The sequence below is a fragment of the Nocardia brasiliensis NBRC 14402 genome, assembly GCF_000308475.2.
Lineage (GTDB): Bacteria > Actinomycetota > Actinomycetes > Mycobacteriales > Mycobacteriaceae > Nocardia > Nocardia brasiliensis.
On the sequence record NZ_BAFT02000081.1, the window covers coordinates 1 to 24,685 of the forward strand.

At 67.5% G+C, this 24,685-nt stretch carries 23 protein-coding genes; 13 read left to right on the top strand and 10 right to left on the bottom strand.

Annotated elements, in window-relative coordinates; all coding sequences use genetic code 11:
- Positions 1-1,491: 1,491 nt before the first annotated feature.
- On the bottom strand, positions 1,492-2,178 hold the full coding sequence (nucS, locus tag TY25_RS29285) for an endonuclease NucS (protein WP_042261397.1): 687 nt from the start codon (positions 2,176-2,178) through the stop codon (positions 1,492-1,494).
- A gap of 68 nt (positions 2,179-2,246) precedes the next feature.
- Positions 2,247-2,963: a rhomboid-like protein gene (locus TY25_RS29290; RefSeq protein ID WP_042261399.1), complete on the bottom strand. Its 717-nt coding sequence runs from the start codon at positions 2,961-2,963 to the stop codon at positions 2,247-2,249.
- A 176-nt stretch (positions 2,964-3,139) separates the two neighbouring features.
- Between TY25_RS29290 and TY25_RS29295 the strand changes: the two genes are divergently transcribed.
- Positions 3,140-3,445 carry an Rv1322 family protein gene (locus TY25_RS29295; RefSeq protein WP_042261402.1) on the top strand — a complete coding sequence of 102 codons (306 nt, stop codon included), beginning with the start codon at positions 3,140-3,142 and terminating at the stop codon, positions 3,443-3,445.
- Positions 3,446-3,676: 231 nt separating this feature from the next.
- On the opposite strand, the gene TY25_RS29300 is transcribed toward TY25_RS29295, so the two are convergent.
- On the bottom strand, positions 3,677-4,678 hold the full coding sequence (locus TY25_RS29300; protein ID WP_014982085.1) for a coiled-coil domain-containing protein: 1,002 nt from the start codon (positions 4,676-4,678) through the stop codon (positions 3,677-3,679).
- Positions 4,679-4,764: 86 nt separating this feature from the next.
- Complete coding sequence (gene mce, locus TY25_RS29305) at positions 4,765-5,226, bottom strand: methylmalonyl-CoA epimerase (protein ID WP_042261405.1); 462 nt, start codon at positions 5,224-5,226, stop codon at positions 4,765-4,767.
- Between the two features lie 117 nt (positions 5,227-5,343).
- Here mce and TY25_RS29310 point away from each other — a divergent pair, with 117 nt between their 5' ends.
- From TY25_RS29310 to TY25_RS29320, 3 genes are all read left to right on the top strand, one after another.
- The gene (locus tag TY25_RS29310) at positions 5,344-6,555 is read left to right on the top strand and encodes an acetyl-CoA C-acetyltransferase (protein ID WP_042261565.1); all 1,212 of its coding nucleotides are present in this window, start codon (positions 5,344-5,346) and stop codon (positions 6,553-6,555) included.
- A 129-nt stretch (positions 6,556-6,684) separates the two neighbouring features.
- Entirely contained in the window at positions 6,685-7,053 is a 369-nt protein-coding gene (locus TY25_RS29315; RefSeq protein ID WP_014982088.1) for a DUF3817 domain-containing protein, read from the top strand.
- Between the two features lie 61 nt (positions 7,054-7,114).
- Positions 7,115-7,966 carry a tetratricopeptide repeat protein gene (locus TY25_RS29320; RefSeq protein WP_042261567.1) on the top strand — a complete coding sequence of 284 codons (852 nt, stop codon included), beginning with the start codon at positions 7,115-7,117 and terminating at the stop codon, positions 7,964-7,966.
- 63 nt (positions 7,967-8,029) lie between these two features.
- Here the strand turns inward: TY25_RS29320 and glgB are convergent, their stop codons facing one another.
- From glgB to TY25_RS29340, 4 genes are all read right to left on the bottom strand, one after another.
- Entirely contained in the window at positions 8,030-10,186 is a 2,157-nt protein-coding gene (glgB, locus tag TY25_RS29325; protein ID WP_042261408.1) for a 1,4-alpha-glucan branching protein GlgB, read from the bottom strand.
- Entirely contained in the window at positions 10,186-12,186 is a 2,001-nt protein-coding gene (locus tag TY25_RS29330) for an alpha-1,4-glucan--maltose-1-phosphate maltosyltransferase (RefSeq protein ID WP_042261410.1), read from the bottom strand. The genes glgB and TY25_RS29330 overlap by 1 nt, the downstream gene beginning before the upstream one ends.
- Before the next feature lie 459 nt (positions 12,187-12,645).
- Positions 12,646-13,287, bottom strand: coding sequence for a LysE family translocator (locus TY25_RS29335; protein ID WP_042261412.1), 642 nt, complete (start codon positions 13,285-13,287; stop codon positions 12,646-12,648).
- Between the two features lie 557 nt (positions 13,288-13,844).
- The gene (locus TY25_RS29340) at positions 13,845-14,432 is read right to left on the bottom strand and encodes a TetR/AcrR family transcriptional regulator (RefSeq protein ID WP_042261414.1); all 588 of its coding nucleotides are present in this window, start codon (positions 14,430-14,432) and stop codon (positions 13,845-13,847) included.
- 81 nt (positions 14,433-14,513) lie between these two features.
- Between TY25_RS29340 and TY25_RS29345 the strand changes: the two genes are divergently transcribed.
- From TY25_RS29345 to TY25_RS29360, 4 genes are all read left to right on the top strand, one after another.
- Entirely contained in the window at positions 14,514-14,957 is a 444-nt protein-coding gene (locus tag TY25_RS29345) for a VOC family protein (protein WP_042261416.1), read from the top strand.
- A gap of 80 nt (positions 14,958-15,037) precedes the next feature.
- Complete coding sequence (gene glgP / locus TY25_RS29350) at positions 15,038-17,626, top strand: alpha-glucan family phosphorylase (protein ID WP_042261419.1); 2,589 nt, start codon at positions 15,038-15,040, stop codon at positions 17,624-17,626.
- A gap of 123 nt (positions 17,627-17,749) precedes the next feature.
- On the top strand, positions 17,750-19,111 hold the full coding sequence (locus TY25_RS29355; RefSeq protein WP_042261421.1) for an NCS2 family permease: 1,362 nt from the start codon (positions 17,750-17,752) through the stop codon (positions 19,109-19,111).
- 149 nt (positions 19,112-19,260) lie between these two features.
- Positions 19,261-19,800, top strand: coding sequence for a DoxX family protein (locus TY25_RS29360; RefSeq protein ID WP_081869175.1), 540 nt, complete (start codon positions 19,261-19,263; stop codon positions 19,798-19,800).
- A gap of 81 nt (positions 19,801-19,881) precedes the next feature.
- Here the strand turns inward: TY25_RS29360 and TY25_RS29365 are convergent, their stop codons facing one another.
- Positions 19,882-20,115: a hypothetical protein gene (locus TY25_RS29365; protein WP_042261423.1), complete on the bottom strand. Its 234-nt coding sequence runs from the start codon at positions 20,113-20,115 to the stop codon at positions 19,882-19,884.
- 69 nt (positions 20,116-20,184) lie between these two features.
- On the opposite strand from TY25_RS29365, the gene TY25_RS29370 reads away from it, so the two are divergent.
- The 5 genes from TY25_RS29370 to TY25_RS29390 all read left to right on the top strand — a co-directional run bounded on the left by TY25_RS29370 (position 20,185) and on the right by TY25_RS29390 (position 23,970).
- On the top strand, positions 20,185-20,580 hold the full coding sequence (locus TY25_RS29370; RefSeq protein ID WP_042261570.1) for a RidA family protein: 396 nt from the start codon (positions 20,185-20,187) through the stop codon (positions 20,578-20,580).
- A gap of 223 nt (positions 20,581-20,803) precedes the next feature.
- Complete coding sequence (locus TY25_RS29375) at positions 20,804-21,370, top strand: DUF3558 domain-containing protein (RefSeq protein WP_042261573.1); 567 nt, start codon at positions 20,804-20,806, stop codon at positions 21,368-21,370.
- A 91-nt stretch (positions 21,371-21,461) separates the two neighbouring features.
- Positions 21,462-21,860, top strand: a complete 399-nt coding sequence (locus tag TY25_RS29380) for a hypothetical protein (protein WP_146154075.1) — start codon at positions 21,462-21,464, stop codon at positions 21,858-21,860.
- Entirely contained in the window at positions 21,860-23,206 is a 1,347-nt protein-coding gene (locus tag TY25_RS29385) for a hypothetical protein (protein ID WP_042261427.1), read from the top strand. Before TY25_RS29380 ends, TY25_RS29385 begins: the two co-directional genes overlap by 1 nt.
- A complete protein-coding gene (locus tag TY25_RS29390; RefSeq protein ID WP_041562448.1) occupies positions 23,203-23,970 on the top strand; it encodes an ESX secretion-associated protein EspG in 768 nt (255 codons plus the stop codon). The genes TY25_RS29385 and TY25_RS29390 overlap by 4 nt, the downstream gene beginning before the upstream one ends.
- Here the strand turns inward: TY25_RS29390 and TY25_RS29395 are convergent, their stop codons facing one another.
- On the bottom strand, positions 23,971-24,666 hold the full coding sequence (locus tag TY25_RS29395) for a methyltransferase domain-containing protein (protein WP_042261429.1): 696 nt from the start codon (positions 24,664-24,666) through the stop codon (positions 23,971-23,973).
- Between the last annotated feature and the right edge of the window lie 19 nt (positions 24,667-24,685).

The window sequence follows — 24,685 nt, forward strand, 5'->3', positions numbered from 1 at the left end:
CATTGCAGAAGACCCCCGACACTGTCGGGGGTCTTCTTGCGTTAACAGCCCTTTCCCCGCAGCTCCCATCCCGCACCCGGCACCAACCGAACCAACGGCCCGCCGATCGAGGACTAGAGTGCGTCCGGCCGGCGATGGCGGGCAGGCAAATTCGCAGGCCCCAAGTCGAAAATTGCGCCGGACGAGGGCCTCCCGCGCACCGCGATTCGTCGCGACGGGCGAATCGTCGCCGCGGTGGGGGCGGCTCAGGTCAGGGTACCGAGCCCGCGACTTGTACTGAGCAGCCTTGATTCACGCCCACCTGAACCTTCAGCGCACCGGTGCGCTGAAGCCCTCGCGGCACGGTGCGACCCTGCCCGCCCACGACATCTCGGCGGCGCGCTCGGCCCATCACCCAGCCCGCAAGCCCGTCGCAGAACCTGCTGCTCAGGTGACCGCTGCGACACCGGCAGGAAACTCTGCGGCGCATCATGGCGGCCGAAAGCGTAGCGGCCACAATGAGACGGACATGGCCTCCCAGCCGAGGACCGTGCCGCTCGCGGTCACACTCGCACCTCGGCCACAGGTGCGATGGCGACATGGCTGCCAGCCGAGGACCGTGCGACCCGCAGTTACACCAGTGCGTCTCAATGTGCTTCGGCCAGAGGTGAAGCGGGGGCATACCCCGCCAGCCGAGGACCGTGCGGCCCGCGGTCACACCAGTACGGCTGCATGCGCCTCGACCACAGGCGCAGTGAAGGCACGGCTGCCAACGTCCATCATCACAACGGCACCATCGCGCATGTGCTCGACCCGCAGCGGACGGCCGTACCGTCGGTGGTCGCGCCGGTATGGACGACGGGCGGGCCCACGCTGATCACGCTCAGAACAGACGGCCCGCACGCCCCGGGGTGGTGGCCCTACTGCGAATGTGGCGCGGCCACAGGCGCGATGGAGGCTTGGCCGTCAGCCCAGGGCCGTCAGCGCAGCCCGCGGTCGTGCCGGTGCGACCCACCATCGGGCCCACTGAATCACGCGCAGCACAACCGCGGCCAGCATGGCCTGGCGGCGACGAGGGCTGCCAGGCCCGTAAGGAGCCCCTAGGGCGGGTCGCACCGGCACGGCGAGTGCAGCTCGGCCCCAGGTGAAGCGGGAGCGGCGGCTACCTGCCGAGCACCGCGCAGCCTCCGGTCGCATGGTGCGGACCTCGGCTGTCCTGCGCTGAATCACGCTCCGATGGTACGCACCGACACAGTGAATGCGGCTCGGCTACAGGCGATGCGGGAGCGGCGGTCACCTCCCGAGAGCCGCACGGCGACCTCCCGAGAACCGTGCCGCCTGCGGTGGCCGGGCGCGTACCTCGGCCGGCCTGCGCTGTATCACGCTCCGATGGACGCACCGGCACAACGAATGTGGCTCGGCCACAGGTGAAGCGGGCGCACGGCTACCTCCCGAGCACCGCACGGCCTGCGGTCGCGTGGCGCGGACCTCGGCGGTTCCGCTGAATCACGTTCAGAACAGGCGGAATTCGGTGCTTTCGGTGCCGCGGAGGGTGTCGTAGTCGAGGACGAGGCAGCGGATGCCGCGGTCTTCGGCGAGGGTGCGGGCTTGCGGTTTGATCTGCTGGGCGGCGAAAACGCCTGCAACGGGGGCCAGTAGGGGGTCGCGGTTGAGCAGTTCGAGGTAGCGGGTGAGCTGTTCGACGCCGTCGATCTCGCCGCGACGCTTGATCTCGACGGCGACGGTGGCGCCTGCCGCGTCCCGGCACAGCAGGTCGACGGGGCCGATCGCGGTCATGTATTCGCGGCGGATCAGGGTGTAGCCGGCGCCGAGCGTGTGCACGTGTTCGGCGAGCAGTTCCTGAAGGTGGGCTTCCACACCGTCTTTCACCAGACCGGGGTCGACTCCGAGTTCGTGCGAGGAGTCGTGCTCGATGTCCTCGATGGTGATGCGGAGTTCCTCGCCGGCCTTGTTGGTGACGACCCAGAGTGCCTTGGCTCCGTCGGGTACGTCGGCGGCGCCGCGCTCCTCCAGCCAGCACGGTGGGCTCATCCAGTTCAGCGGTTTGTAGGAACCGCCGTCGGAATGCACGAGGACCGAGCCGTCCGCTTTCATCAGCAGCAGGCGGCGGGCCATGGCCAGATGGGCGGTGAGTCGCCCTACGTAGTCGACCTGACAGCGAGCAATCACTAGGCGCACCCAAGCACTGTAGGTGAACGGCCGCGCGACGTTGTCGTCAGCCCGCCGCGAGTGCGGTCGTGTCCGGTTCAGCCGAAGAGCACCGCGCCGGCGAGCACCGCGCTGGTGCCCAGCAGCGCCAATTCCACCTTGGTGAAGGAGCGGGTGACCGGGGCTTTGGTGCGGATCATGCCGTAGCCGACGGCGGAGCCGATGCAGAAGGCCAGCAGGTGGCCGACGTTGGTGAAGGTCTGGCCGAGCAGGACGCCGCCTACCGCGGCCGCGAACCACCCTGTGGCCCAAGGGATACGGGACCGGCGCGGGACCACGAAGACGAGCGCGCCGATCAGTGCCATCGCGCCGTAGCTGATGCCGACGTCCTCGCTCCACCGCACACTCGCGGGCATCCAGTCGAATTCGATCGCCACCCACAGTCCGGCGGCCACGAGCAGGGTCGCGCCGATATGCCCGGCGAGGAACACCCGCACCATGTGCAGCGCACCGAAACGCAGTTCCGCCAGCGCGAGCAGACAGGCCAGCATCGGCATGATCAGCCAGGCGACGCCGACGTCGCCGATGACGAGCGCGCTCGACAGCAGGGTGACGATGCGTCCCTGCAGCAGATTGTGCAGATTGGTGCTGGCGTGCAGCACCACGTTCGACTGGGCCGAGTCGCTGAGCACGGAGAAGATCGAGGTGACGAGGACCAGCGCGGCCAGATAGCCGACTGTCGCGGGCACGCGCGGTCGCCACCAACGAGAACCGACGACCGGCGTCCGGTCGTCCGTGGTCGTCGCGACGGCCATACCTACCTCCGTTGTCCGGCCCGATCAGGGTATTCCCGGTGTGCGTGCGGTGAAACTGCGCGCCGGCGTGCGTAGCGCAGGCGGTGCCCCACTGTGCCACACGAACCTGAGGACGGCAGGGCAAGCGGCGAACCGGCCGTTCAGAGCCTGCTCCGCGCGGGTAATAGGGTGGAGGTATGCCTCGTCGGAAACCGCGCCTGGACGGTCAAGCGGGCCGCTCGCGCACGGGCGGCGCGCCGCTCGGTGATGTCTTCGGTCGCACCGAGACGGGTCCAGGCGACGAAACCTATGTGGTGCGCACCATCCCCGGCACCCGCGCGACGAAGCCCTACCGCTGCCCCGGCTGTGACCATGAGATCGCGATCGGCGTCGCCCATATCGTCGCCTGGGCGGCCGACGGCGGCGAGGACGACCGCCGCCACTGGCACAGCGGCTGCTGGAACGGCCGCCGCACCCGCGGGATCACCCGCCGCTGGTCCTGAGCACAAGGATGAGAGGCTCGACGTAACAGCTGATTTCGCGCGGACATGGGTAACTCGTCGGGAACGGGCTGACTGGCTGGACAGCTGGCCGCCGGCCGCCGACGCGACTGTTGTCGACACCTAGGTCTGGCCTGAAGACGCGGAGAGGCGGTAAAGAAGGCCGCCCCGGTAAGGAGCGGCCTTCGGATGAATTCGGTTGGGGTACTGCGTTAGTCGCCGCGAGCCCGCCGTTCAGTTGCTGATGTCGGCGTTCTCGCGCTCCTCGTCGACGATCTCGTCGTCTTCGGCCGCGACCTCGGGGATCGCCTTGCGGTTGGAGCCGGCGACCTGCTTGGTGTTGCCACCGATGGACTTGCGGTTGTCCGGAACGCCGTCCAGCAGTTCGCTTTCGCGGTTGACGGCGGCGAGCATCGCGGGCACCGAGTCGAGCTGGCCGCGGATACCGAGCAGCTGGGCGAGCACCCGGCCGCGCAGCACGCGCATCTCCTCGGCCAGTTCCTTCGCGTGCGCGATCTTGCGCTCGGAGGTCTGGGTCGCGGAGGTGATGAGGCGGTTGGCCTCGTCGGTCGCGTCCTTGATCCGCTGTGCGGCCTCGGCGCGGCTGGTGGCCTCCAGCTCTTCCATGGCACGGGTGAGCTTGGTGCGCCGCTCGGCCATGGTGACTTCGAAGTCCTGCTGGTTCGCCTTGCGCTTGGCGTCGGCTTCCTTGCCGAGACGGTCGGCCTCGGCCTGGGCGGCCTCGATGATCTTGGCGGACTCGGTGCGCGCGTTGGCGAGGGTCTGCTCGAACTCGATCTCGAGCGCCTCGCGCTTTTCCTTGGTTTCGGCCAGCAACGACTCGTACTTGCCACGCATTTCGGTGGCCTGCTGCTCCGCGATCGACACCATCTCCGCGGCTTCGGCCTGCGCCAGGGCACGAACTTCGGAGGCCTCGTCGGAGGCCAGCCGCAGCATGCGGGAGATGCGGTCGGACATGCCTTCCGCGGTGGTGGGTGGCACCGAGAGACGGTCGACCTCCTTGCGGAGCTCGTCGATCTCGTCACGCGCATCCTCGAGCTGGCTCGCGAGGTTACGGGCTTGTGCCGCAGCAGCATCCCGGTCGGTAGCGGTGACCCTTAGTTCGGCGTCGAAGCGGTCGAAGTAGTTGCGTACCTCGTCTTGCGCATAACCCTTGCGCACAACGGTGAAGGGCAGTGCAACGAAGCGATTGCGATCGGACTCAGGTGACGACATGGCACACAAACTACAGCCTACCGAGTCCCGATGGTGACTCGACCGCGAATGTGATTCCGATGAGTTTTTCGCGCCCGATCTTGATACTAGTGCGTAACATTCGCGTTCGGCTCGACCAACTCGATCAGCACACCGCCAGCATCCTTCGGATGGATGAAGTTGATGCGCGAATCCGCTGTTCCAGACCTCGGCGCCTCGTACAGCAAACGCAGACCGCGGTTTCGGAGGTGCGCGCAGACCGCATCGATGTCGGTGACGCGATAGGCCAGTTGTTGCAGGCCCGGTCCGTTACGGTCGATGAACTTCGCGATGGTCGACTCGGCGTTCAGCGGCGCCAGCAACTGCAGGGCAGTCCCGCGATCGGGCGCGCCGGGCAGCGACAGCATCGCCTCGTGCACGCCCTGGCTCTCGTTGACCTCGCGATGGGTCTCGACCATGCCGAGATTCTCCGCATACCAGGCAACCGCGACATCCAGATCGGGCACGGCGACACCGACGTGGTCGACGGCGACGACGTAGTCCGCGGGGATGAAATCGGACGAATCCATATCGTTGCTCACTACTCGAAGGTAGCTCGTACCTGCGTACCGGCAACCGGGGCACAGGAGTTACCGTTGAGTACGGAATTCTGCGGAACAAGCGAAGCGAGGCTCGTCGTGACCACTGTGCCAACCCACCCCGTCGGCTCCGCCTCCGTCCGTCCCCGGAGCGTAATCGTCTCCGGTGCGCGCACCCCGGTCGGTCGGCTGCTCGGTGGGCTGAAGGACTTCAGCGGTTCCGATCTCGGCGGCTTCGCCATCAAGGCCGCGCTGGAGAAGGGCGGCGTCGCGCCCGAGCAGGTCGATTACGTGATCATGGGCCAGGTGCTCACCGCGGGTGCGGGCCAGATCCCGGCTCGGCAGGCGGCGGTGGCGGCCGGCATCCCGATGGATGTCCCCGCGCTGACCCTCAACAAGGTGTGTTTGTCCGGAATCAACGCAATCGCGTTGGCCGATCAGCTGATTCGGGCCGGTGAGTACGAGATCGTGGTCGCGGGCGGTCAGGAATCGATGAGCCAGGCGCCGCATCTGCTGGAGAAGAGCCGCGAGGGCTTCAAGTACGGCGATGTCACGCTGCGCGATCACATGGCCTACGACGGGCTGTACGACATCTTCACCGATCAGCCGATGGGCGCGCTGACCGAACAGCGCAACGACACCGAGCCGGTCAGCCGCGAGGAGCAGGACGCGTTCGCGGCGGCCTCGCATCAGCGCGCCGCCGAGGCGTGGAAGAACGGCCTGTTCGACGACGAGGTGGTGCCGGTCGCGGTGCCGCAGCGCAAGGGTGATCCGGTGCTGGTCGCCGCCGACGAGGGCATCCGCGCCGACACCACCGCGGAGTCGCTGGCCAAGCTGCGTCCGGCGTTCCGCAAGGACGGCACGGTCACCGCGGGCAGCGCCTCGCAGATCTCCGACGGTGCGGCCGCGGTCGTGGTGATGAGCAAGGCCAAGGCCGAGGAACTCGGGCTGAGCTGGCTCGCCGAGATCGGCGCCGCCGGCGTGGTCGCGGGCCCGGATTCGACCCTGCAGGACCAGCCGGCCAACGCCATCGCGAAGGCCTGTGCGCGCGAGGGCATTTCGCCCGCCGACCTGGACCTGGTGGAGATCAACGAGGCGTTCGCCGCGGTCGGCGTCGCCTCGACCCGCAAGCTGGGCATCGATCCGGCGAAGGTGAACGTCAACGGTGGTGCCATCGCGATCGGTCACCCGCTCGGCATGTCCGGCGCGCGCATCCTGCTGCACCTGGTGCTGGAACTGAAGCGCCGCGGCGGCGGCGTGGGTGCGGCCGGGCTGTGCGGTGGCGGCGGTCAGGGCGACGCCCTGATTGTCCGAGTCTGAGGTCTGCGCCACTCTTTTCGATCGCCCTTCACGAAAATCCTTCGTGAAGGGCGATTTTCGCGAACCGGACTTGACAATGTGATCCGTCGCACTACGACACGTCGTAGTGCATGCGGCACAATAAGGCCTATGGGCAATGTCTTCGACCTGAGCACTGCCGCGAAGCGGCTTCGTTTCATCGCGGTGCTCGAGGCGATCTCGTGGTTTTTCCTGATCATCGGCATGGTGCTCAAGCGGCTGCCGGAACCGATCCTGTGGCCGGTGAAGGTCTTCGGCATGACGCACGGCATCGTCTTCGTGCTGTTCGTGCTCTCGGTCATCGTGGCCTCGCGGGAACTGGGGTGGACCGGCAAGACCACGCTGCTCGCGCTGCTGTCGAGCATCCCGCCGTTCTTCACCGTGGTGTTCGAGATCTGGGCCGTGCGCTCCGGCAAGCTGGGTGAGCTGAGCAACCCGGTTTCTGCCGAGTCCGGAGCCCCGGCCTCGGCCACCTCGTGACAAACTGGAAACCGTGACTCGACCTGCTGCACGCCGTACTTCGCCCGCCGTTGCCGCCGCCATTTCCGGGGCCGTGGACCTGTCCAGCCTGAAGCAGCCGCCCGCCGGAGCATCCGGCGCGGCCGGCGGCGGCGACTACGCGGTCACCGAGGCGAACTTCGAGACGAAGGTGCTGCGCCGCTCGGTGCAGGTGCCCGTGGTCGTCGCGCTGTACTCGCAGCGCAGCCCGGGCAGCGTCGAGCTGGTCCGGACGCTGGAACGACTGGTCGGCGAGAGCGGCGGGGCCTGGGATCTGGCCACCGTCGAAGCCGAGTCGAACATGCGGATCGCGCAGGCGTTCGGCGTGCAGGGCATCCCGACCGTCATTGCGGTCGCGGGTGGTCAGCCGCTGGCCGATTTCCAGGGCGCCCAGCCCGAGGCGCAGGTTCGGCAGTGGCTGAGCGCGGTCGTCGACGCGGTGGCGGGCAAGCTGCCCGGCGGCGAGGCGCCCGAGGAGGCGCCGGAGGACCCGCGCTTCGTCGCGGCGGAAACGGCGCTGGAGCAGGGCGACATGGCCGGTGCCGAGGCCGCCTACGAGGCGATCATCGCCGCGGAGCCGGGCAACGAGGAGGCCAAGGGCGCGCTGCGGCAGCTGCGGTTCCTCGCTCGCGCGCAGGAGATCCCGGAGACCGCGATCGCCACCGCCGATGCCGACCCCGCGAACGTGGACGCGGCACTGGACGCCGCCGACCTCGAGCTGCTGAGCCAGCTGCCGGAGGCCGCGTTCGAGCGGCTCATCGCGGTCGTCAAGCGCACCGCGGACGACGACCGCACCAAGGCGCGCACCCGGCTGCTCGAACTCTTCGAATTGTTCGACCAGGCCGAGCCGTTCGTGGTGGCCGCCCGGCGCAAGCTCGCCGCCGCGCTGTACTGATCGGCGGTACCGACGGCGGGTGCCGCGGTACTGACCGGCGGGGCGCGGGGCCCCGGTGGGCGATCAGCTTTCCGGGGCCAGCCAGACCGCGCTGTTGGGGGCGAGCGCGAGGGTGGCCGAGGCCGGGCGACCGTGCCACGGTTCGTCCGTCGCCTCGACCGCGCCCATGTTGCCGATGCCGGAGCCGCCGTATTCGGCGGCGTCGGTGTTCAGGATCTCCGTCCACCGCCCCACGCTGGGCAGCCCGACGCGGTACTCGCCGTGCACCGAGCCGGAGAAGTTGTAGACGCAGGCCACCACGGAACCGTCCGACCCGTAGCGCAGGAACGACAGCACGTTGTTGGCCTGATCGTTCGCCTCGATCCAGGAGTAGCCGCCCGGTGTGGTGTCCTGGCTCCAGAGCGCGGGACGGTCGCGGTACACCGTGTTGAGCGCGCGCACCGTCGCGGTGATGCCGAGGTGCAGCGGGTTGTCCAGTTCCGGCCAGTCCAGTCCGCGATCGTGCGACCACTCCCGGAACTGGCCGAAGTCCTGGCCCATGAACAGCAGTTGCTTGCCGGGATGCCCCCACATGTAGGCAAGCAGCGCGCGCACCCCGCTGGCTTTGGCGAAATCGTCGCCGGGCATCCGGGTCCACAGCGTGCCCTTGCCGTGCACGACCTCGTCGTGGCTGATCGGCAGCACGAAGTTCTCGCTCCACGCGTACATCAGCGAGAAGGTGATCTCGTTGTGGTGCCAGGACCGGTGGATCGGGTCGCGGCCGAGGAAGTCGAGGGTGTCGTGCATCCAGCCCATGTTCCACTTCATGGTGAAGCCGAGGCCGCCGACATCGGTGCCGCGGGTGACGCCCGGCCAGCTGGTGGACTCCTCGGCGATGGTGACGACGCCGAGGTGGTGGCGGTGCACGGTGTTGTTGAGGTCCTGCAGGAAGTCCACGGCCTCCAGGTTTTCCCGGCCGCCGTGCACGTTCGGCTCCCAACCGCCTTCCGGGCGTGAGTAATCCAGGTACAGCATGGAGGCGACGGCGTCGACGCGCAGGCCGTCGATGTGGAACTCCTCGATCCAGAAGCGCGCGTTGGCCACCAGGAAGTTGCGCACCTCGTGCCGCCCGAAGTCGAAAACGTAGGTGCCCCAGTCGAGTTGCTCACCGCGCCGGGGATCGGCGTGTTCGTAGAGCGGGGTGCCGTCGAAGCGGGCCAGTGCCCATTCGTCGCGCGGGAAATGCGCGGGCACCCAGTCGAGCAGCACGCCGATGCCGGCCCGGTGCAGCCGGTCGACGAAGGCGCGGAAGTCGTCGGGGCTGCCGAAGCGCGCGGTCGGGGCGTAGTACGAGGTGACCTGATATCCCCAGGAGCCGCCGAACGGGTGCTCGGCGATGGGCAGCAGTTCGATGTGCGTGAATCCGGCCGCCCGCACGTAATCGGCCAGCTGGTCGGCCAATTCGCGATAGCCGAGGCCGGGCCGCCAGGAACCGAGGTGCACCTCGTAGACGCTCATCGGCGCCTGGGTGGGATCGGTCTGCGCGCGGGTGTCGAGCCACTGCTGGTCGCTCCAGACGTGGTGGCTCTCGGTCACCACCGAGGCCGTGGCGGGCGGCACCTCGGTGGCGAACGCCATCGGATCGGCGTGGTCGATCGTGCGGCCGTCGGCGCCGTGTACCCGGAACTTGTACATGGTGCCGGGCCCGACATCCGGGACGAACACCTCCCAGATGCCCGAGGTGCCGAGGGCGCGCATCGGCGCGCTCTGCCCGCCCCATCCGTCGAAATCGCCGAACACGGTGACGCCGCGCGCATTCGGTGCCCACACGGCGAACGAGGTGCCGTGCACGTCACCGTCCAGGGTCGTGTACCGGCGCGGGTGTGCGCCGAGCACGTCCCAGAGTCGTTCGTGGCGGCCCTCACCGATCAGGTGCAGGTCCAATTCGCCCACCGTGGGCAGGAATCGGTAGCCGTCGGCACTGAGCACCGTCTGACCGCCGGGATAGGTCGTCACCAGGCGGTAGTCCATGAGTTCGGGATAGGGCACCACCGCCGCGAACACCCCGTGCCCCAACGACTTCAGCGGATGATCCACGCCGCCGACCCTGGCCGCCACCGAATCCGCGTGCGGGCGTAGCGCTCTGATCTCCATGCCGTCCGGATGCGGGTGCGCGCCGAGCACGGTGTGCGGATCGGGATGGGTGCCCGCGGCGAGCAGCATCAGATCCCTACGGCGCATCACAGGGTGCTCCGATAGGACAGTTCGGTGCGCGCCTGCTGGGCGACCGGGGGCAGCGCGAGGATGTGCGCGACCGCGTGCGCCGGGTCCAGCCGCACGTAATTCGTTTGGGCCCAGTGGTATTCCTCGCCACTGACCTCGTCCTGCACCACCGGGTGGTCGTGCCACTCCCGGCCGATGGCGGGCAGATCGAGCGAGAGCATGCCCCATTCGGCGCCGAACGGATTCAGGTTCACCACCACCAGGACGGCATCGCCGCTGCTCGGATCGATCTTCGAATAGGCGATCAGCGCGTCGTTGTCCACGTGGTGGAAATGGATGCAGCGCAACTGTTGCAGCGCCGGATGCGCCCGGCGGATCTCGTTGAGCCGGGTGAGCCACGGCTCCAGCGATTCCCCGCGCGCCAGGGCCTCGGCGAACGGGCGCGGGCGCAACTCGTACTTCTCCGAATCCAGGTACTCCTCGCTGCCCGGTCGCACCGCCTGGTGTTCGAACAGCTCGAACCCGGAGTACACGCCCCAGGTCGGCGCGAGGGTGGCGGCCAGCACCGCGCGGACGGCGAACATGCCCGGCCCGCCGTGCTGCAGGCTCTCGTGCAGGATGTCCGGGGTGTTGACGAACAGATTGGGCCTGGCCTCGTCGGCCTTGGCGGCCAGTTCCCGGCCGAATTCGGCGAGCTCCCACTTCGCCACGCGCCAGGTGAAATACGTGTAGGACTGGGTGAAGCCGCGTCGGGCCAGCCCATACAGCCGGGCCGGGCGGGTGAAGGCCTCGGACAGGAAGAGCACGTCCGGGTCGTCGCGGCGCACCGTGGCGATCAGCCACTCCCAGAAGTCGGCGGGCTTGGTGTGCGGGTTGTCGACCCGGAAGATCTTCACGCCCAACGCGATCCAGTGCCGGACCACGCGCAGCACCTCGGCGTAGAGGCCGTCGGGATCGTTGTCGAAGTTGATCGGGTAGATGTCCTGGTACTTCTTCGGCGGGTTCTCCGCGAAGGCGATAGTGCCGTCCGGCAGGGTGGTGAACCACTCCGGATGCGCGGCCACCCACGGATGATCCGGCGCGCACTGCAACGCCAGGTCCAAGGCCACTTCCAGACCGAGTTGTGCTGCAGCATCGACGAATTCGGCGAAATCCGCCTCGGTACCGAGTGCGGGATGCACGGCGTCGTGGCCGCCGTCCGCCGAGCCGATCGCCCACGGCGAACCGACATCGCCCGCTTCGGCGACCAGCGTGTTGTTGCGGCCCTTGCGGTTGATCACACCGATCGGGTGGATCGGCGGCAAATAGACCACGTCGAAGCCCATCGCGGCGATCCGCGGCAATTCCTTTGCCGCCGTGGCGAAGGTGCCGTGGATCGGTGCGCCGGAGCTGTCCCGGCCGCCGGTGGAGCGAGGGAAGAATTCGTACCACGACCCGAACAGCGCGCGCTGCCGATCCACCTGCACGGTGTGCTGCGGGCCGCGAGTCACCATGTCGCGCAAGGGCGTCGCGCGCAGGATCTCGGCGATCTCCTCGGCGAACGCGGGTGCGACCCGGGCGGGCAGTTGCTCGTCGCTGCGCAAAGCCGCTGCGGCGGCGCGCAATCGCTCGAACTGCTGCTTCGGCACGGCCTGCGCGGCCCGCTCCAGCAGCCGGGCGCCGAGCTCGAGATCATTGTCCAGGTCGGCGGCGCTCTGCCCGACCGCGAGCTTGGCCTCCACCGCCGAGCGCCAAGAGGCGATCGGATCGCTCCAGCCCTCGATGCGATAGGTCCAGAGGCCGGGCAGATTCGGCGTGAAGGTGGCGTTGAAGACATCGGGCTCGAAGTCCGGGGCCATCCGGATCCGAACCGGTCGCGACGAACCGGGCGCCCGCACCGCCAGGGTCGCAGCGACGGCGTCGTGCCCCTCCCGCCAGACCACGGTGCGCACCGGGAAGACCTCCCCGACGACGGCCTTGGCAGGTCGACCGCCTGCGATGGACGGGGCAGTGTCATCGATTGCGATGCGGCCGGTCACGGGACCAACCTACCGGCACCGGTCCCGATACACCGGATCAGCGCGGTGATCGGGGACGGCCGTGGACGGCCTGGGCCGACTTCGTCGCAGCATCGGAGTCGGTCGGGATGCGGCTGTCCTGCCTGTGTCGGCGCGGTCAGCTTGGGGACGCATTCGTTGGCAGGGTATGCCGGACGGGTCGGCTCGTCTTCGCGGTCAGCCGGGGTTGTGCGCGTCCATTGGTAGGGCGCGCCGGACGGGGTCCGCTCATCTTCGCGGTCAGTTGGGGTTGTGCGTCTACTGGTAGGGCGCGCCGGACGGTCGGCTCGCCTTCGCGGTCAGTTGGGGTTGTGCGTTCACTGGTAGGGCGCGCCGGACGGGTCGGCTCACCTTCGCTGTAAGCCGGGGTTGTGCGCGTCCACTGGTGGGGCGCGTCGGACGGTCGGCTCGCCTTCCGGCGACATCGGCGAGGGTGGGTTGTCAGCGGGCGTCGGCGGCGAGTCCGAGTCCTAGTGCGACCAGGATCGCGCCGAGTATCCGCTCCACCCGCTGCCGGATGCCGGTGCGGCGCAGCCAGGTGCCGGCGCGGTCGGCGGCGAGCACGATGCCGACGCACCACACGGTGTCGATCACCACCTGGATCAGCACCAGCGCGATCACGCTGGGCAGTACCGGACCGCTGGACGGCAGGAACTGCGGCAGGATCGTCAGGCCGAAGACAGCCGCCTTCGGGTTCGCGGCGATCGAAAGCAGCGACGCGCGGAATGCCGAGGCCGGGGTGCGCCCGCTCGGCAGCAGCTTGGTCATCGCGCCGCCGAACTCGTCGTCGCGCCGCGCCCCGCGCCACGCCTGGATACCGAGCAAGATCAACACCAACGCGCCGACGATATGCAGCGCGGTGTTCATGAAGTGGTTGGCGACCAGCAGCACCGAGAGTCCGGCGCCGCCCGCGATGCTCCAGCCGAACACGCCGATCTCGTTCCCGGCGACCGCGGCCAATCCCGCCTTGCGTCCGTCGCGCACCGCGCGCTGGAGGAACAGTGCGGTCGCCGGTCCGGGAAGTGCGGCCAGGATCAAACAGGCCAGCAGGAATTGCGGAAGAACGGTGACCCAGTGCGGCATCTGGCGATGCTGCCATGCGGATCGGCGACGTCGCCAGCGGTTTTCAGGGCCGACTCCCGGATCCTGTGCGGTCCGCTCGCACCTGCGTCGGCGTGCGAGAACGGCTGCGAACGACGGCAGCGGGACACGGCTGCGGGAGACGGCTGCGGGACACGGCTGCGAACGACGGCTGCGGGACTCGGCTGCGGGAGACGGCTGCGGGACACGGCTGCCGGAGACGGCTGCGGGACACGGTTGCGGGAGACGGCTTGCGGGAGACGGCTGCGAACGACGGCAGCGGGACTCGGCTACGAACGACGGCTGCGGGACTCGGCTGCGGGAGACGGCTGCGGGACACGGCCGCGGGAGACGGCTGCGGGACTCGGCTGCGGGACACGGTTGCGGGACACGGCCGCGGGAGACGGCTGCGAGACACGGCCGCGGGACACGGCTGCGGGACACGGCCGCGGGAGACGGCTGCGGGACTCGGCTGCGGGACACGGCTGCGGGAGACGGCTCGGAGACGCCGGCGGGAGACGGCTCGGGAGACGCCGGCGAGAGACGGCTGCGGCGCGTGGCTAGGCGCGGCAGCCCTCCAGCAGGCGGCGCAGAGCGGCTTTCGTGTCGGTGAGGGCCCGGGGGTCGGTGGTGGTGGCCAACCACAGGGCCGCCTCGTTCATCGCGCCGGACAGCAGGTGGGTGAGCGGCGCGACCGGCTGCCGCGCGAGCACGCCCGCGTCGATCAGTGATTGCAGTGCTTCCTCGAGATGGCGGGCCGAGGCGGCCGCGTCCAGCTCGCGCCATTCGTTCCAGCCGAGCACCGCGGGTCCGTCGATCAGCATGATCCGCTGGATTTCCGGATCGGTGCAGGCGGTCAGGAAGGCTTCGCAACCTGCGACCAGTTGATCCCACGGGTCGGTGACGGTTTCGGCGGCCGCCGAAACCCGCGCGCCGACCTCCTGCTGCACCTGTTCCAGCACCGCGCCGAACAGCGCGGCCTTGCTGTCGAAGTGGTGATAGAGCGCGCCCTTGGTCACGCCCGTCGCCATGACGATCTCCGACAGGCCAACGGCGCCATAGCCTTTCGCCGCGAACAGGCGTCGGCTCGTGTGCAACAGCGCACGCCGGGTCTCCTCCCGCTGCTGGGTGCGGATCGTGCTCGGCATCGCCTACCTCTCCCTTGACATACCGTTGGTATGTGACCTAGCTTAGCTCACATACCAACGGTATGTGAGAGCGAGAGAGTCATGAACCTGAGCAGCTTCTATCCGGTCATCGGCACTGCCGACATCGCGGCGGCCCGCGACTTCTACACCACCTGGCTGGGTTTCGAGATCACCTTCGAGGCGGACTGGTACGTGAGCTTGCGTCGTGCAGGCGAGCGCACCTACGAGCTCGCGCTGCTCGACTACACCCACCCGACCGTGCCCGCGGCCTATCGCAAACCGGTGCAGGGTCTGCTGCTGAACTTCGAGGTGGACGACGTGGACGCCGAATGGGAGCGCCTCGTCGTGCAGGGCGGCCACAAGGCGGAACTGGAGATCCGGTCCGAGGACTTCGGTCAGCGCCACTTCATCATCGCCGACCCCAGTGGCGTGCTGATCGACGTGATCAAGGAGATCCCGCCCGCCGGCGACTACGTGGCGCAGTTCTCCGCGGAGTACGCGGCGGAGCAGTTCGGTGCGCAGTAGCAGCGGCGGAGCTGCGCGCACGGTTGTGCGCCGGGCTGCTCGGGCGGACTCGAGGCCTGCGGTTCGGTAGGGTTCGCGGAGTGAAGGCCCTCCGTCGTTTCACCGTCCGTGCCCATCTGCCCGAGCGGCTGGCCGCCCTCGGGGAGCTCGCCACGAACCTGCGGTGGTCGTGGCATCCGCCGACCCAGGACCTGTTCGCCGAGCTGGATCCGCAGCGGTGGCTGGAAATGGGTCACGACCCGGTGCGCATGCTCGGCGAGGTACCCGCCGCGCGGGTCGACGAGCTGGCCGCCGACCCCGACTACGTGCGCCGGGTGGATGCCGCGGCCGCGGATCTGCGCGACTACCTCGCGGCGCCGAGCTGGTTCGAGCGCCGGGCGGGGGAGGAGGGTGTGCGCGGGATCGCGTACTTCTCCATGGAGTTCGGCGTCACCGAGGTGTTGCCCAACTATTCCGGCGGGCTCGGCATCCTGGCGGGCGATCATCTGAAGGCGGCCTCGGATCTCGGCCTGCCGCTGATCGGCGTCGGATTGCTGTACCGCTCCGGCTATTTCCGTCAGACGCTGTCCGCCGACGGGTGGCAGACCGAGCACTACCCGGACCTGGACCCGCAGGGTCTGCCGTTGCGACTGTTGACCTCTGAGCAGTCGGATTCGGAGACCGCGCCGGTGCTCATCCACGTCGCGATGCCCGACCAGCGGGTGCTGCGCGCCCGGGTGTGGATCGCGCAGGTCGGGCGGGTGCCGTTGTTGCTGCTGGATTCCGATATCGCCGAGAACGATCCGGAACTGCGTGCGGTGACCGACCGCCTCTACGGCGGCGATCAGGAACACCGGATCCGCCAGGAAATTCTCGCCGGTATCGGTGGCGTGCGCGCGGTGCGCGCCTACACCGCCGCGAACGGCCTGCCCGATCCCGACGTGTTCCACATGAACGAAGGGCACGCGGGTTTCCTCGGCGTCGAGCGCATCCGTGAATTCGTCGCCGCCGGAAAGGATTACGACACAGCGCTGGCAGCGGTCCGGGCCGGGACGGTGTTCACCACGCACACGCCGGTGCCCGCGGGTATCGACCGGTTCCCGATGCCGATGGTGCGCCGCTATTTCGGCGGGGCGCACGGTGAATCCGAATCCGCCATGCTGCCGGGGCTTTCCGTCGATCGGATCGTCGCGCTCGGGCGCGAGGCCGATCCGTCCGTGTTCAACATGGCGCATATGGGATTGCGACTCGCCCAGCGCGCCAACGGCGTATCGAAACTGCACGGCGAGGTCAGCCGCGCCATGTTCGCCGGACTGTGGCCGGGTTTCGACGCGGCCGAGGTGCCGATCGGCTCGGTGACCAACGGCGTGCACGCGCCGACCTGGGCCGCCCGCGAATGGTTCGACAAGGCGCGCGAGCACATCGGCGCCGAACTCGTCGAGGAGGCGCGCGGCTGGGAGCGGCTGCGTGACGTCGATCTCGGCGAGCTGTGGTCGACCCGAAACGCGTTGCGCGCCATCCTGGTTGCCGAAGTGCGCCGCCGGGTGCGCGCGTCCTGGCTGGACCGTGGTGCGGCCGAAGCCGAATTGGGTTGGGTAGACAGCGTTTTCGATCCCGACGTGCTGACCGTCGGGTTCGCGCGCCGGGTGCCGACCTACAAGCGGCTCACGCTGATGCTGCGCGATCCGGAACGGTTGCGGGCCCAGCTGCTCGACCCGCAGCGGCCGATGCAGCTGGTGGTCGCGGGTAAGAGCCACCCCGCCGACGACGGCGGCAAGGCGCTCATCCAGCAGGTGGTCCGGTTCGCCGACGATCCCGCGGTGCGGCACCGCATCGTCTTCCTGCCCGACTACGACATGTCGATGGCTCGCTACCTGTACTGGGGATGCGATGTGTGGCTGAACAATCCGCTGCGCCCGCTGGAGGCGTGCGGCACCTCCGGCATGAAGTCCGCGCTCAACGGCGGACTGAACCTGTCCATCCGGGACGGCTGGTGGGACGAGATGTACGACGGCGAAAACGGCTGGGCCATCCCGACCGCCGACGGCGTCAGCGACGAGCATCGCCGCGACGATCTGGAAGCCGCCGCGCTCTACGACCTGTTCGAGCGCACGGTCGCGCCGCGCTTCTACGACCGCGATGCCGCGGGCATGCCGGTGCGCTGGGTCGAGATGGTGCGCCACACCTTGCAGACCCTCGGCCCGAAAGTGCTGGCCTCCCGCATGGTTCGGGACTACGCGGTCGAGTACTACGCGCCCGCCGCCAACGCCTACCAGCAGGCGACGGCCGACGATTTCGCCGTCGCCCGCGCCATCGCCGACTACCGTCGCCGGGTCGAGGCGGCGTGGCCGTCGGTGAAGGTGATCCAGGTGGACAGCGCGGGCCTGCCCGATACGCCGATCATCGGGGCGCGGTTGTCGCTGACCGCGCGCATCGATCTCGGTGGTCTCGCGGTCGACGACGTGGTGGTGCAGGCCGTGCTCGGCCGGGTGTCGCCCGCCGACGACCTGTCCGATGTGGTGACCATTCCGATGACCCATCAGGGCTCGGACTCCGGGGTCGCGCACTTCGTCGTCGACACCCCCGTGCCGCTGCCCGGCGCCGTCGGATACACGGTGCGCGTGCTGCCGCACAACGAACTGCTCGCCGGTGACGCGGAGCTGGGATTGGTGGCCGCGCCGAACGCCTAGCCGCGCGCGTGTGAGCTGGGACAACTGCCCGGTCACGACCGGTGCGTGAATTCCCCGATTCGGCGAACGGTCGGTTACCGTGCCTGGGCACGCCCGTACCGTTTTCCCGACTGGAGATCGCCCATGGCCACCGCCGCACCGACCGAGCCCCGAGGTCGCATCGACGCGTTCTTCGGTATCAGCGCGACCGGTTCGACCATGAAACGCGAGTTGATGGCGGGCACGGTCACGTTCCTGGCCATGTCCTACGTGCTCGCCGTGAACCCGTCGGTGCTCGGCGACGAAGGTGCGCTCGGCGCCAAGGGCATTCCCATGCAGGCCGTGTTCACCGCGACCGCCGTCGCCGCGGTGTTCGGCACGCTCGTCATGGGGCTGTGGGCCAAGTACCCGATCGCGCTCGCGCCCGGCATGGGCCTCAACGCCTTCTTCGCCTACTCGGTGGTGCTCGGCATGGGCATTCCGTGGGAGGTCGCGCTGTCGGGCACCTTCCTGTCCGGCGTCATCTTCTTCCTGCTCGCGATCACCAAGGTGCGCGAGCGCATCCTCAACGCGATCCCGATGCAGATGAAGCTCGCCGTCGGCGCGGGCATCGGGTTGTTCGTAGCGTTCCTCGGGTTGAAGAACGCGGGCATCGTGGTGAACAGCGACGCCACCCTGGTCACCCTCGGCGACTTCACCAAGGGCACCACCCTGCTCGCCCTGTTCGGGCTCGTCGTGACCGTGGTGTTCCTCGTCATCGGCTGGCACGGCGCGGTGCTCTACGGCATCGTGCTCACCGCGGCGGTGGGCATCGTCAGCGGGCTCGTAGACCTGCCCGACGGCGTGGTCGCGGCGCCGAAAGGCTTGGAACACACCTTCGGTCAGGCGATCATCAACCTGCCCGACGCCTTCACCGGTCAGATGGCCGTCGTCATCCTCACCATGCTGTTCGTCGACTTCTTCGACGCCTCCGGCACGCTGATCGGTGTCGCCAACCAGGCGGGCCTGCTCGACAAGGACGGCAAGCTGCCGCGCGCGGCCAGCGCACTGGCCGCCGACTCCGTCGGCACCATGGCGGGCGCCGTCATCGGCACCTCCACCACCACCGCGTACGTCGAATCCACCGCGGGCGTGTCCGCCGGCGGTCGCACCGGATTGACCGCCGTCACCACCGCGGGCTGGTTCCTCGTCGCCATGTTCTGTTATCCGATCTTCGCGGTCGTCGCGGGATCGGGCGAGGTCACCGCGCCCGCGCTCATCGTGGTCGGCATCCTGATGGCGCGTGCGCTCGGCGAGATCGACTGGAATCGTCTCGAATACTCCGTGCCCGCGTTCATCACCATCGTGATGATGCCGCTGACCTACTCGATCGCGAACGGTCTGGCGATGGGCATGCTGTTTTATCCGATTGTGATGGTGGCGAAGGGTCGGATCAAGGACGTGCATCCGGCGATGTGGGCCTTGCTCGTCGTGTTCCTCGGCTACTTCTTCTTCCTTGCGGAGTGAACCCACGTCAGGATGAAACCGTAGAACAGGAATAAGACCGGGTCTTGGGAAGTTGGGTCGCATCGTGTGATAATCGGACCGCAGTCCGCTTCATCGCCGAGGCCAATGGACCAGATGTTTGGAATCGACTTGCAGGGACGAGGACCAGCATGACCACGAAATCTGTACTGGAACGCACCGCCACCAATCCCCAGCTGGACGGTATTACCGTCGACATCGGACTGCTGATCATCCGCGTCGTGTTCGGCGCGCTGATGGCGGTACACGGTGCGCAAAAATTGTTCGGCTGGTTCAAAGGTCCCGGCTGGAGTGCCAATGCCGAAGGCTTCGAACTCTCCGGCTACAACCCGGGCAAACTGTTCGGCACCCTCGCCGGGCTCACGGAATTCGTCGGCGGCCTGATGCTCGTCGCCGGCCTGCTGACACCACTGGCCGGCGCGATCATCCTGGGCACGATGATCAACGCGATCAACTCCCTGTGGAGCTTGGGGCTGTTCGGTAAGGACACCTACGAGATGCCGTTGCTGTTCGCCGCGGTCGGTGCGGCCATCGCCTTCACCGGGGCGGGCAGGTTCTCGCTGGACCACGGTCGTCCGTGGCAGCGGCAAGGATTCGTCTGGGGAGCAGGCGCAGTTGTCCTCGCCGTCGCCGCCGCGATACTTACCCTGATCCTGAAATGGGTGCTGTAAGAAGAACATCACCGTTCGGGCCGAGACCCGGATGAGCACGCGGGCCTCGCCTCCGAACCGGAGGAGAGGCCCGCGCCGCTGTCACCACATCCACAAATCCCATCTGACCTGCGGAGTCAGCGCGCAGGAGTACTTGATCCGACTGGGATCGCGCCCCATCTCATCCGCGGCGGCCGCCCAGCACTTCTTCTCGGTCGGATATGAACCCACGAACTTGGCACCCGGATGCAGCACATTCGGCGGTTGATTCGCATGGGCTGTACCACCGAGGCCGAGAACGATCGCGGCGGCGATCTGCCTGGTGACGACTGCCATGTCACAGTGCGGGATGGTGCTTCGTCGTCCTCTTGTTCTGCTGATGAGTCGAGATACGAGGAGACGATGATGGCCATCGAGATCAGCAACCCCGCGGAACTGCACGACCCCACCGGGTTCGGTTACAGCCATGTGGCGCGGGTGAGGGGGGAGTTGGTGCTCATCGCGGGACAGTACGATTCCGATGCGCAGGGGCACACCACCAGCGGTGACTTCGCCGTCCAAGTCGACAATGCCTTCGCCAATCTCGGAATCGCTTTGCGCTCAGCCGGTTTGGACTACGCGGACGTGGCGCAACTGCGCACCTTCATCGTCGACCACAACCTGGACAAGCTCGCGGTGCTGGGCAAGAAGATCGCCGAGATCTGGGGTGACCGCCCGCCGGTGCAGACCCTCGCGGGCGTCGCCGCCCTCGCCCTGCCCGACATGCAATTCGAAGTCGACGCCGTCGCCGTCCGCGGCTGAGATCGAGGGGGAACTGGTGGCGGGGCGCTCTCGGGCGTTGCCGCCACCAGTTCCCCCTGATCGTCTGTCCAGGTCGTGGGGGTGGCCCTCGGCGCGCCGACCTGGCATTCTGCATCCTGAGTGGAACGGTCCAATTGGATAGATCTATTTTGGAACGGAACCAGGGGGAGATCTCATGCGTCTTATCCTGTGTCGGGAGTCCGGGGCCGTAGTCAGGAGAGATATGCGAACCGCCAGTGTGTCGAGGGTTGCCATCCGCACCGTGCTGGTCGGCGCAGCGGTAACTGCGCTGGTCACCGGCTGTTCGCCCACCAAGGACGGGACGCCGACGACGTCCGGGCCGAAGACTGTCAACGGGGAGAAGACGGTCGAGTGGAACCCTTGTACGCAGTTGTCGGACGAAGCTGTGCGGGTGGCCCGGATGGATCCGGCGACCAAAGATGTGACCACGGATGCTCCGACCGGCCCGGTTAGCGCTCGGGTCTGTCAGTGGGATGCGGTCGACGGACCATATTTCGTGTCTGTCTCGTCGACCATCTACTCCCAGGACGAAGCCCGGAAGAACGCAAATCTCACGGGCTTCCGTGATGTTCCGATCGGCCCTCGGTCAGGTCTGATCTACCAGGACAAATCGGACGAGCGGAAGCTGCGCTGCTACGTGAGCCTTCCTGCTGTACAGGGCATGCTCGAGGTGACCGTCGGCTGGCGGTACGGCGAGCCGATGACGCGTGACCGTTGCGAACTTGCTGTCGAGCATGCAAAGGAACTCGAGCCTTACCTACCCAAGTAAGCGCAGCGCTTTCCAAAGAGTGTTGTGGCGCGATACCAAGATGCTTGACCGTGCGGTGACGTACAGCTTGTGACGGAATGGAGGAGGGGCGTTGGCAGACGAACAGCCTGATATGCAGGGAATGATGACGCAGTGGCAGTCGCTGTATAAGCAGGCTGACGGCGGTGAACTTCGCTTGGATGAAGAGGTCGGCGAGAAGCTTGCTGCGCATGCCGAGCAGATGCAGTCCAAACTCCAAAGCATGTTGAACAAAGCTGGCGAGCTGGAGCACCTCTCTGGTTTCGGTACGTTGTCGTCTGCAGTCGCACTCAAGAATAAGTTCTCTCTCAAGGCCAATAAGGGCAACGATTCGGCTGTGAAAAGGCTCGAACAGAGCATTGATGTCGTTACTTTGATGAGGGATACCTACAGGCTGGCCTGCGGCAAGTTGGCGGAAGTTGATAAGTCGGCTGCCGACAGGCTCGCCGGACTAGATGTCGGGAATTCGTAATGGTGTCGTACAACGATTTTCAGGTTGCGATCAACTCCCTGGCGATGGGAGTCGGACTCGTCACTGATTCGTCGGCGGATGCCGACAAGAACAAGACGGATGATCAGCAGCGGGCCGCCGACGCGAAAACCACATGGGATCGAGACCGTGGCTTTGTCAACAACGAGTGGGCGGGACTGCTGTCGGAGTATGGAAGTGGCTCGTTCGATGGGCGGGCGATCACTGCGCAGGACCCGTTCGAAACTATGTCGCATCAGCAAATTTACGATGCGCTTGACGGTGTCAGGGAAAGCGAGATCAACACAACCGCCGATGGTTGGCGGGGCTTGTCTGATGCGGCGCGCACTGCCGTGGCGGACTTCAATACCGCTGTGAACAACGACATCACCCAGCACTGGGACGGCAAGTCGGGGAAAAGTGCGATCGACGCGACGCGGGAGTTCTCGACGTCGTTCTCTAAACTTGCTGCAGGGTTCCAAATGGTCGGACACGGTGTCGATCTGGTGCAGGGGCATTTGGGGCAAGCCAAGGCCAGCGTCGGCAAACCCGATAACTACACCGTCGGCGATCGGCTCATCGATGCGCTGCCGTTGCAGAACGTCATCAAGGGTCCTACCTATCGCGCCGAGGAGGCGGAGAAGCAGGCTCGGTTCGTGATGACGCAGTATTACCGGCCGGGTGTGAACGAGGTGGATGGGATCACGCCGATTCTGCCGGAGCCTACGACGACGATCGATAAGGGTAAGGCGGTGGATCCGGGGACCGGGCCGAGCAGCAATCCGTCGAGCAATCCGGGCAGTAATAATCCGTCGAACAACGGGTCGCCGGAGGAGAAGAAGACTACGGAGGAGCCGTCTTCGCAGGATCCGACGACTCCGCAGTCGACGCAGCCGGCGAGCACGAACCCGGGCGAGGATCCGGACAAGTCGAAGCAGCCGAGTACGACTCCGGCGTCGACGACGCCGGCGAACACGTCCCCGACGGATCCGAACGCGCCGAAGACGCAGTCGCCGACGTCGAACGTTCCGTCCACGCATACGGGTACGCCGTCGGGTGTCCCGGGCTCGCCGGGCAGCCCGCGGGCCACGCCGGATCCGGGGAAGAGTGTGCCGGGCAAGGCGAATACGGGGACGCCGGCGGCGGCGGCGAACGCCGCGACGCGCGCCGCGTCGACGGGTCGGGCGGGCACGTCGGGGATGGGTGGCATGGGTGCGCCGGGGGCGCGCGGTAAGGGTGACGAGGACGACGAGCACAAGACGCCGGACTACCTGATCTACGACCGTGGTTCGGAGTTGCTGGGTACGCAGCCGCCCGCGCTACCGCCGGGTGGAGTCATCGGCGGATGAGCGAATCTCGCTGGCGCATGGACGGTTTGATGTTCGAGGTGGCGCTGGAGGCGCTCGGGCGGGACCGGTTGCCGTATCCCTTGCGCTTCTCGGTCGAGGGGGTCGAGGCGTATGAGGACTATGTCCGGTTGCGGGCGCAGGCCAGAGAACGACTGTCGGGCATCGGGAGTCGTGAGCTGTACACCGCGTTGACGGTGTTGACGGAACCGCAGGTGCGGGTCGAGGTGCACGGCTTCTTCGGCCGGGACTTCAAGCAGGTGGTGCGCGTGCACGCGGGCATGACCGGTCGCGATGCGACGGTCGCGGTCCAGATGCCCGGCCCCACACAGGAATACGGCCGCGATATCGTGTTGACCCGGTGTCCGCCGCGGGCGCTGCCCGGGTTGATCACCGCGCAACTGCCGAACTGTGCGGCGGGGCGGTTTCCGCCGATCAGCGGGCGGCGCACGGATCTGAACCGGGTCGAGTACGCCCGGCATCCGACGCGGCTGTCGCATACCGAGCAGCTCAATCGCATTGTGCGCCGGCCGCGGTCCGGGCTCGGCGAGGTAGGGGTGTTCGCGGGCGGTGCGATCGACAGCAGGCCGACCACGGACGGCCGCGGCTTCCACTGGATGGACTATCTGCCCGCGGACGGCCGCTACCTGCTGCACAACCACGGGCACGACGAGTTCACCCTCACCCCGGGCACGGCCGAGGAGATCCAGCGTCAGCTGCATGCGCTGCTCGACACCACCTATCGCGCGGTGGCGCACAGCGGGTAGCTACGGGTGCAGTACCAGTACGGTGCGGGCACCGTGATGGAATTCGTAGTCGGTCGCGCGCAATTCGGTGCCGATACCTTTGTCGGCCAGTCCTTTTCGTAGCTGGGCGAGCAGGTCGTCCTGGTGGCTGCCGAGGTGATCGACCAGCGGGTACAGCCGGACTTCGCCCGCGCACACCCTGGCCAGTTCCAGCAGGGCGGTCAGGTGGAAATGCGCGTCCAATCGGTCGGCATAGGTGAAGAGCAGATGCGAGCTGAGGACCAGGTCGAAGCTGCGGTCGGGGAACGGGAGCGTGGGCAGCTCGGTGGCGATATAGCGGTCGGGGTGCGCGATCAGGTCGGCGCCGAATCGGCGGGCCGCGGCGTGCCGTAGCTCGCGATGCCGCTGCGGGCTGCCGTACCAGTCCCACCGATATCTTGCCGAATGTGCTGTAGCCCAATCGCTTCCGCGATCTGTTTCGGTGAGCGCGAAAGCGCGCAGGGCATCGGGTGCACGGGCGTAGATCGGATCTGCGGCGGTGACCTGGGCGCCGAGTGCACTCGCCTCGGCCGTGAAACTCGCTGCGCCGCCGGGGCAATCGAGAATTCGGCCGTGCAGATCGGCGTCGGTGAGGGTGAATATCGCCCGATATTCAGTCAATGATCTTGCGCTGACCAAGAATTCGCCGAGGACATCACTGTCGGAAGGGTGCTTCATCTGGAAACGGTCTCATGTA

Bases quoted from the DNA above. Each gene is read 5' to 3' on its own strand.
- TY25_RS29290 (WP_042261399.1), bottom strand. From the start codon at position 2,963: ATGGCCGTCGCGACGACCACGGACGACCGGACGCCGGTCGTCGGTTCT.
- TY25_RS29295 (WP_042261402.1), top strand. From the start codon at position 3,140: ATGCCTCGTCGGAAACCGCGCCTGGACGGTCAAGCGGGCCGCTCGCGC.
- TY25_RS29300 (WP_014982085.1), bottom strand. From the start codon at position 4,678: ATGTCGTCACCTGAGTCCGATCGCAATCGCTTCGTTGCACTGCCCTTC.
- mce (WP_042261405.1), bottom strand. From the start codon at position 5,226: ATGGATTCGTCCGATTTCATCCCCGCGGACTACGTCGTCGCCGTCGAC.
- TY25_RS29315 (WP_014982088.1), top strand. From the start codon at position 6,685: ATGGGCAATGTCTTCGACCTGAGCACTGCCGCGAAGCGGCTTCGTTTC.
- glgB (WP_042261408.1), bottom strand. From the start codon at position 10,186: ATGCGCCGTAGGGATCTGATGCTGCTCGCCGCGGGCACCCATCCCGAT.
- TY25_RS29335 (WP_042261412.1), bottom strand. From the start codon at position 13,287: ATGCCGCACTGGGTCACCGTTCTTCCGCAATTCCTGCTGGCCTGTTTG.
- TY25_RS29340 (WP_042261414.1), bottom strand. From the start codon at position 14,432: ATGCCGAGCACGATCCGCACCCAGCAGCGGGAGGAGACCCGGCGTGCG.
- TY25_RS29345 (WP_042261416.1), top strand. From the start codon at position 14,514: ATGAACCTGAGCAGCTTCTATCCGGTCATCGGCACTGCCGACATCGCG.
- TY25_RS29355 (WP_042261421.1), top strand. From the start codon at position 17,750: ATGGCCACCGCCGCACCGACCGAGCCCCGAGGTCGCATCGACGCGTTC.
- TY25_RS29360 (WP_081869175.1), top strand. From the start codon at position 19,261: ATGACCACGAAATCTGTACTGGAACGCACCGCCACCAATCCCCAGCTG.
- TY25_RS29365 (WP_042261423.1), bottom strand. From the start codon at position 20,115: ATGGCAGTCGTCACCAGGCAGATCGCCGCCGCGATCGTTCTCGGCCTC.
- TY25_RS29370 (WP_042261570.1), top strand. From the start codon at position 20,185: ATGGCCATCGAGATCAGCAACCCCGCGGAACTGCACGACCCCACCGGG.
- TY25_RS29375 (WP_042261573.1), top strand. From the start codon at position 20,804: ATGCGAACCGCCAGTGTGTCGAGGGTTGCCATCCGCACCGTGCTGGTC.
- TY25_RS29385 (WP_042261427.1), top strand. From the start codon at position 21,860: ATGGTGTCGTACAACGATTTTCAGGTTGCGATCAACTCCCTGGCGATG.
- TY25_RS29390 (WP_041562448.1), top strand. From the start codon at position 23,203: ATGAGCGAATCTCGCTGGCGCATGGACGGTTTGATGTTCGAGGTGGCG.
- TY25_RS29395 (WP_042261429.1), bottom strand. From the start codon at position 24,666: ATGAAGCACCCTTCCGACAGTGATGTCCTCGGCGAATTCTTGGTCAGC.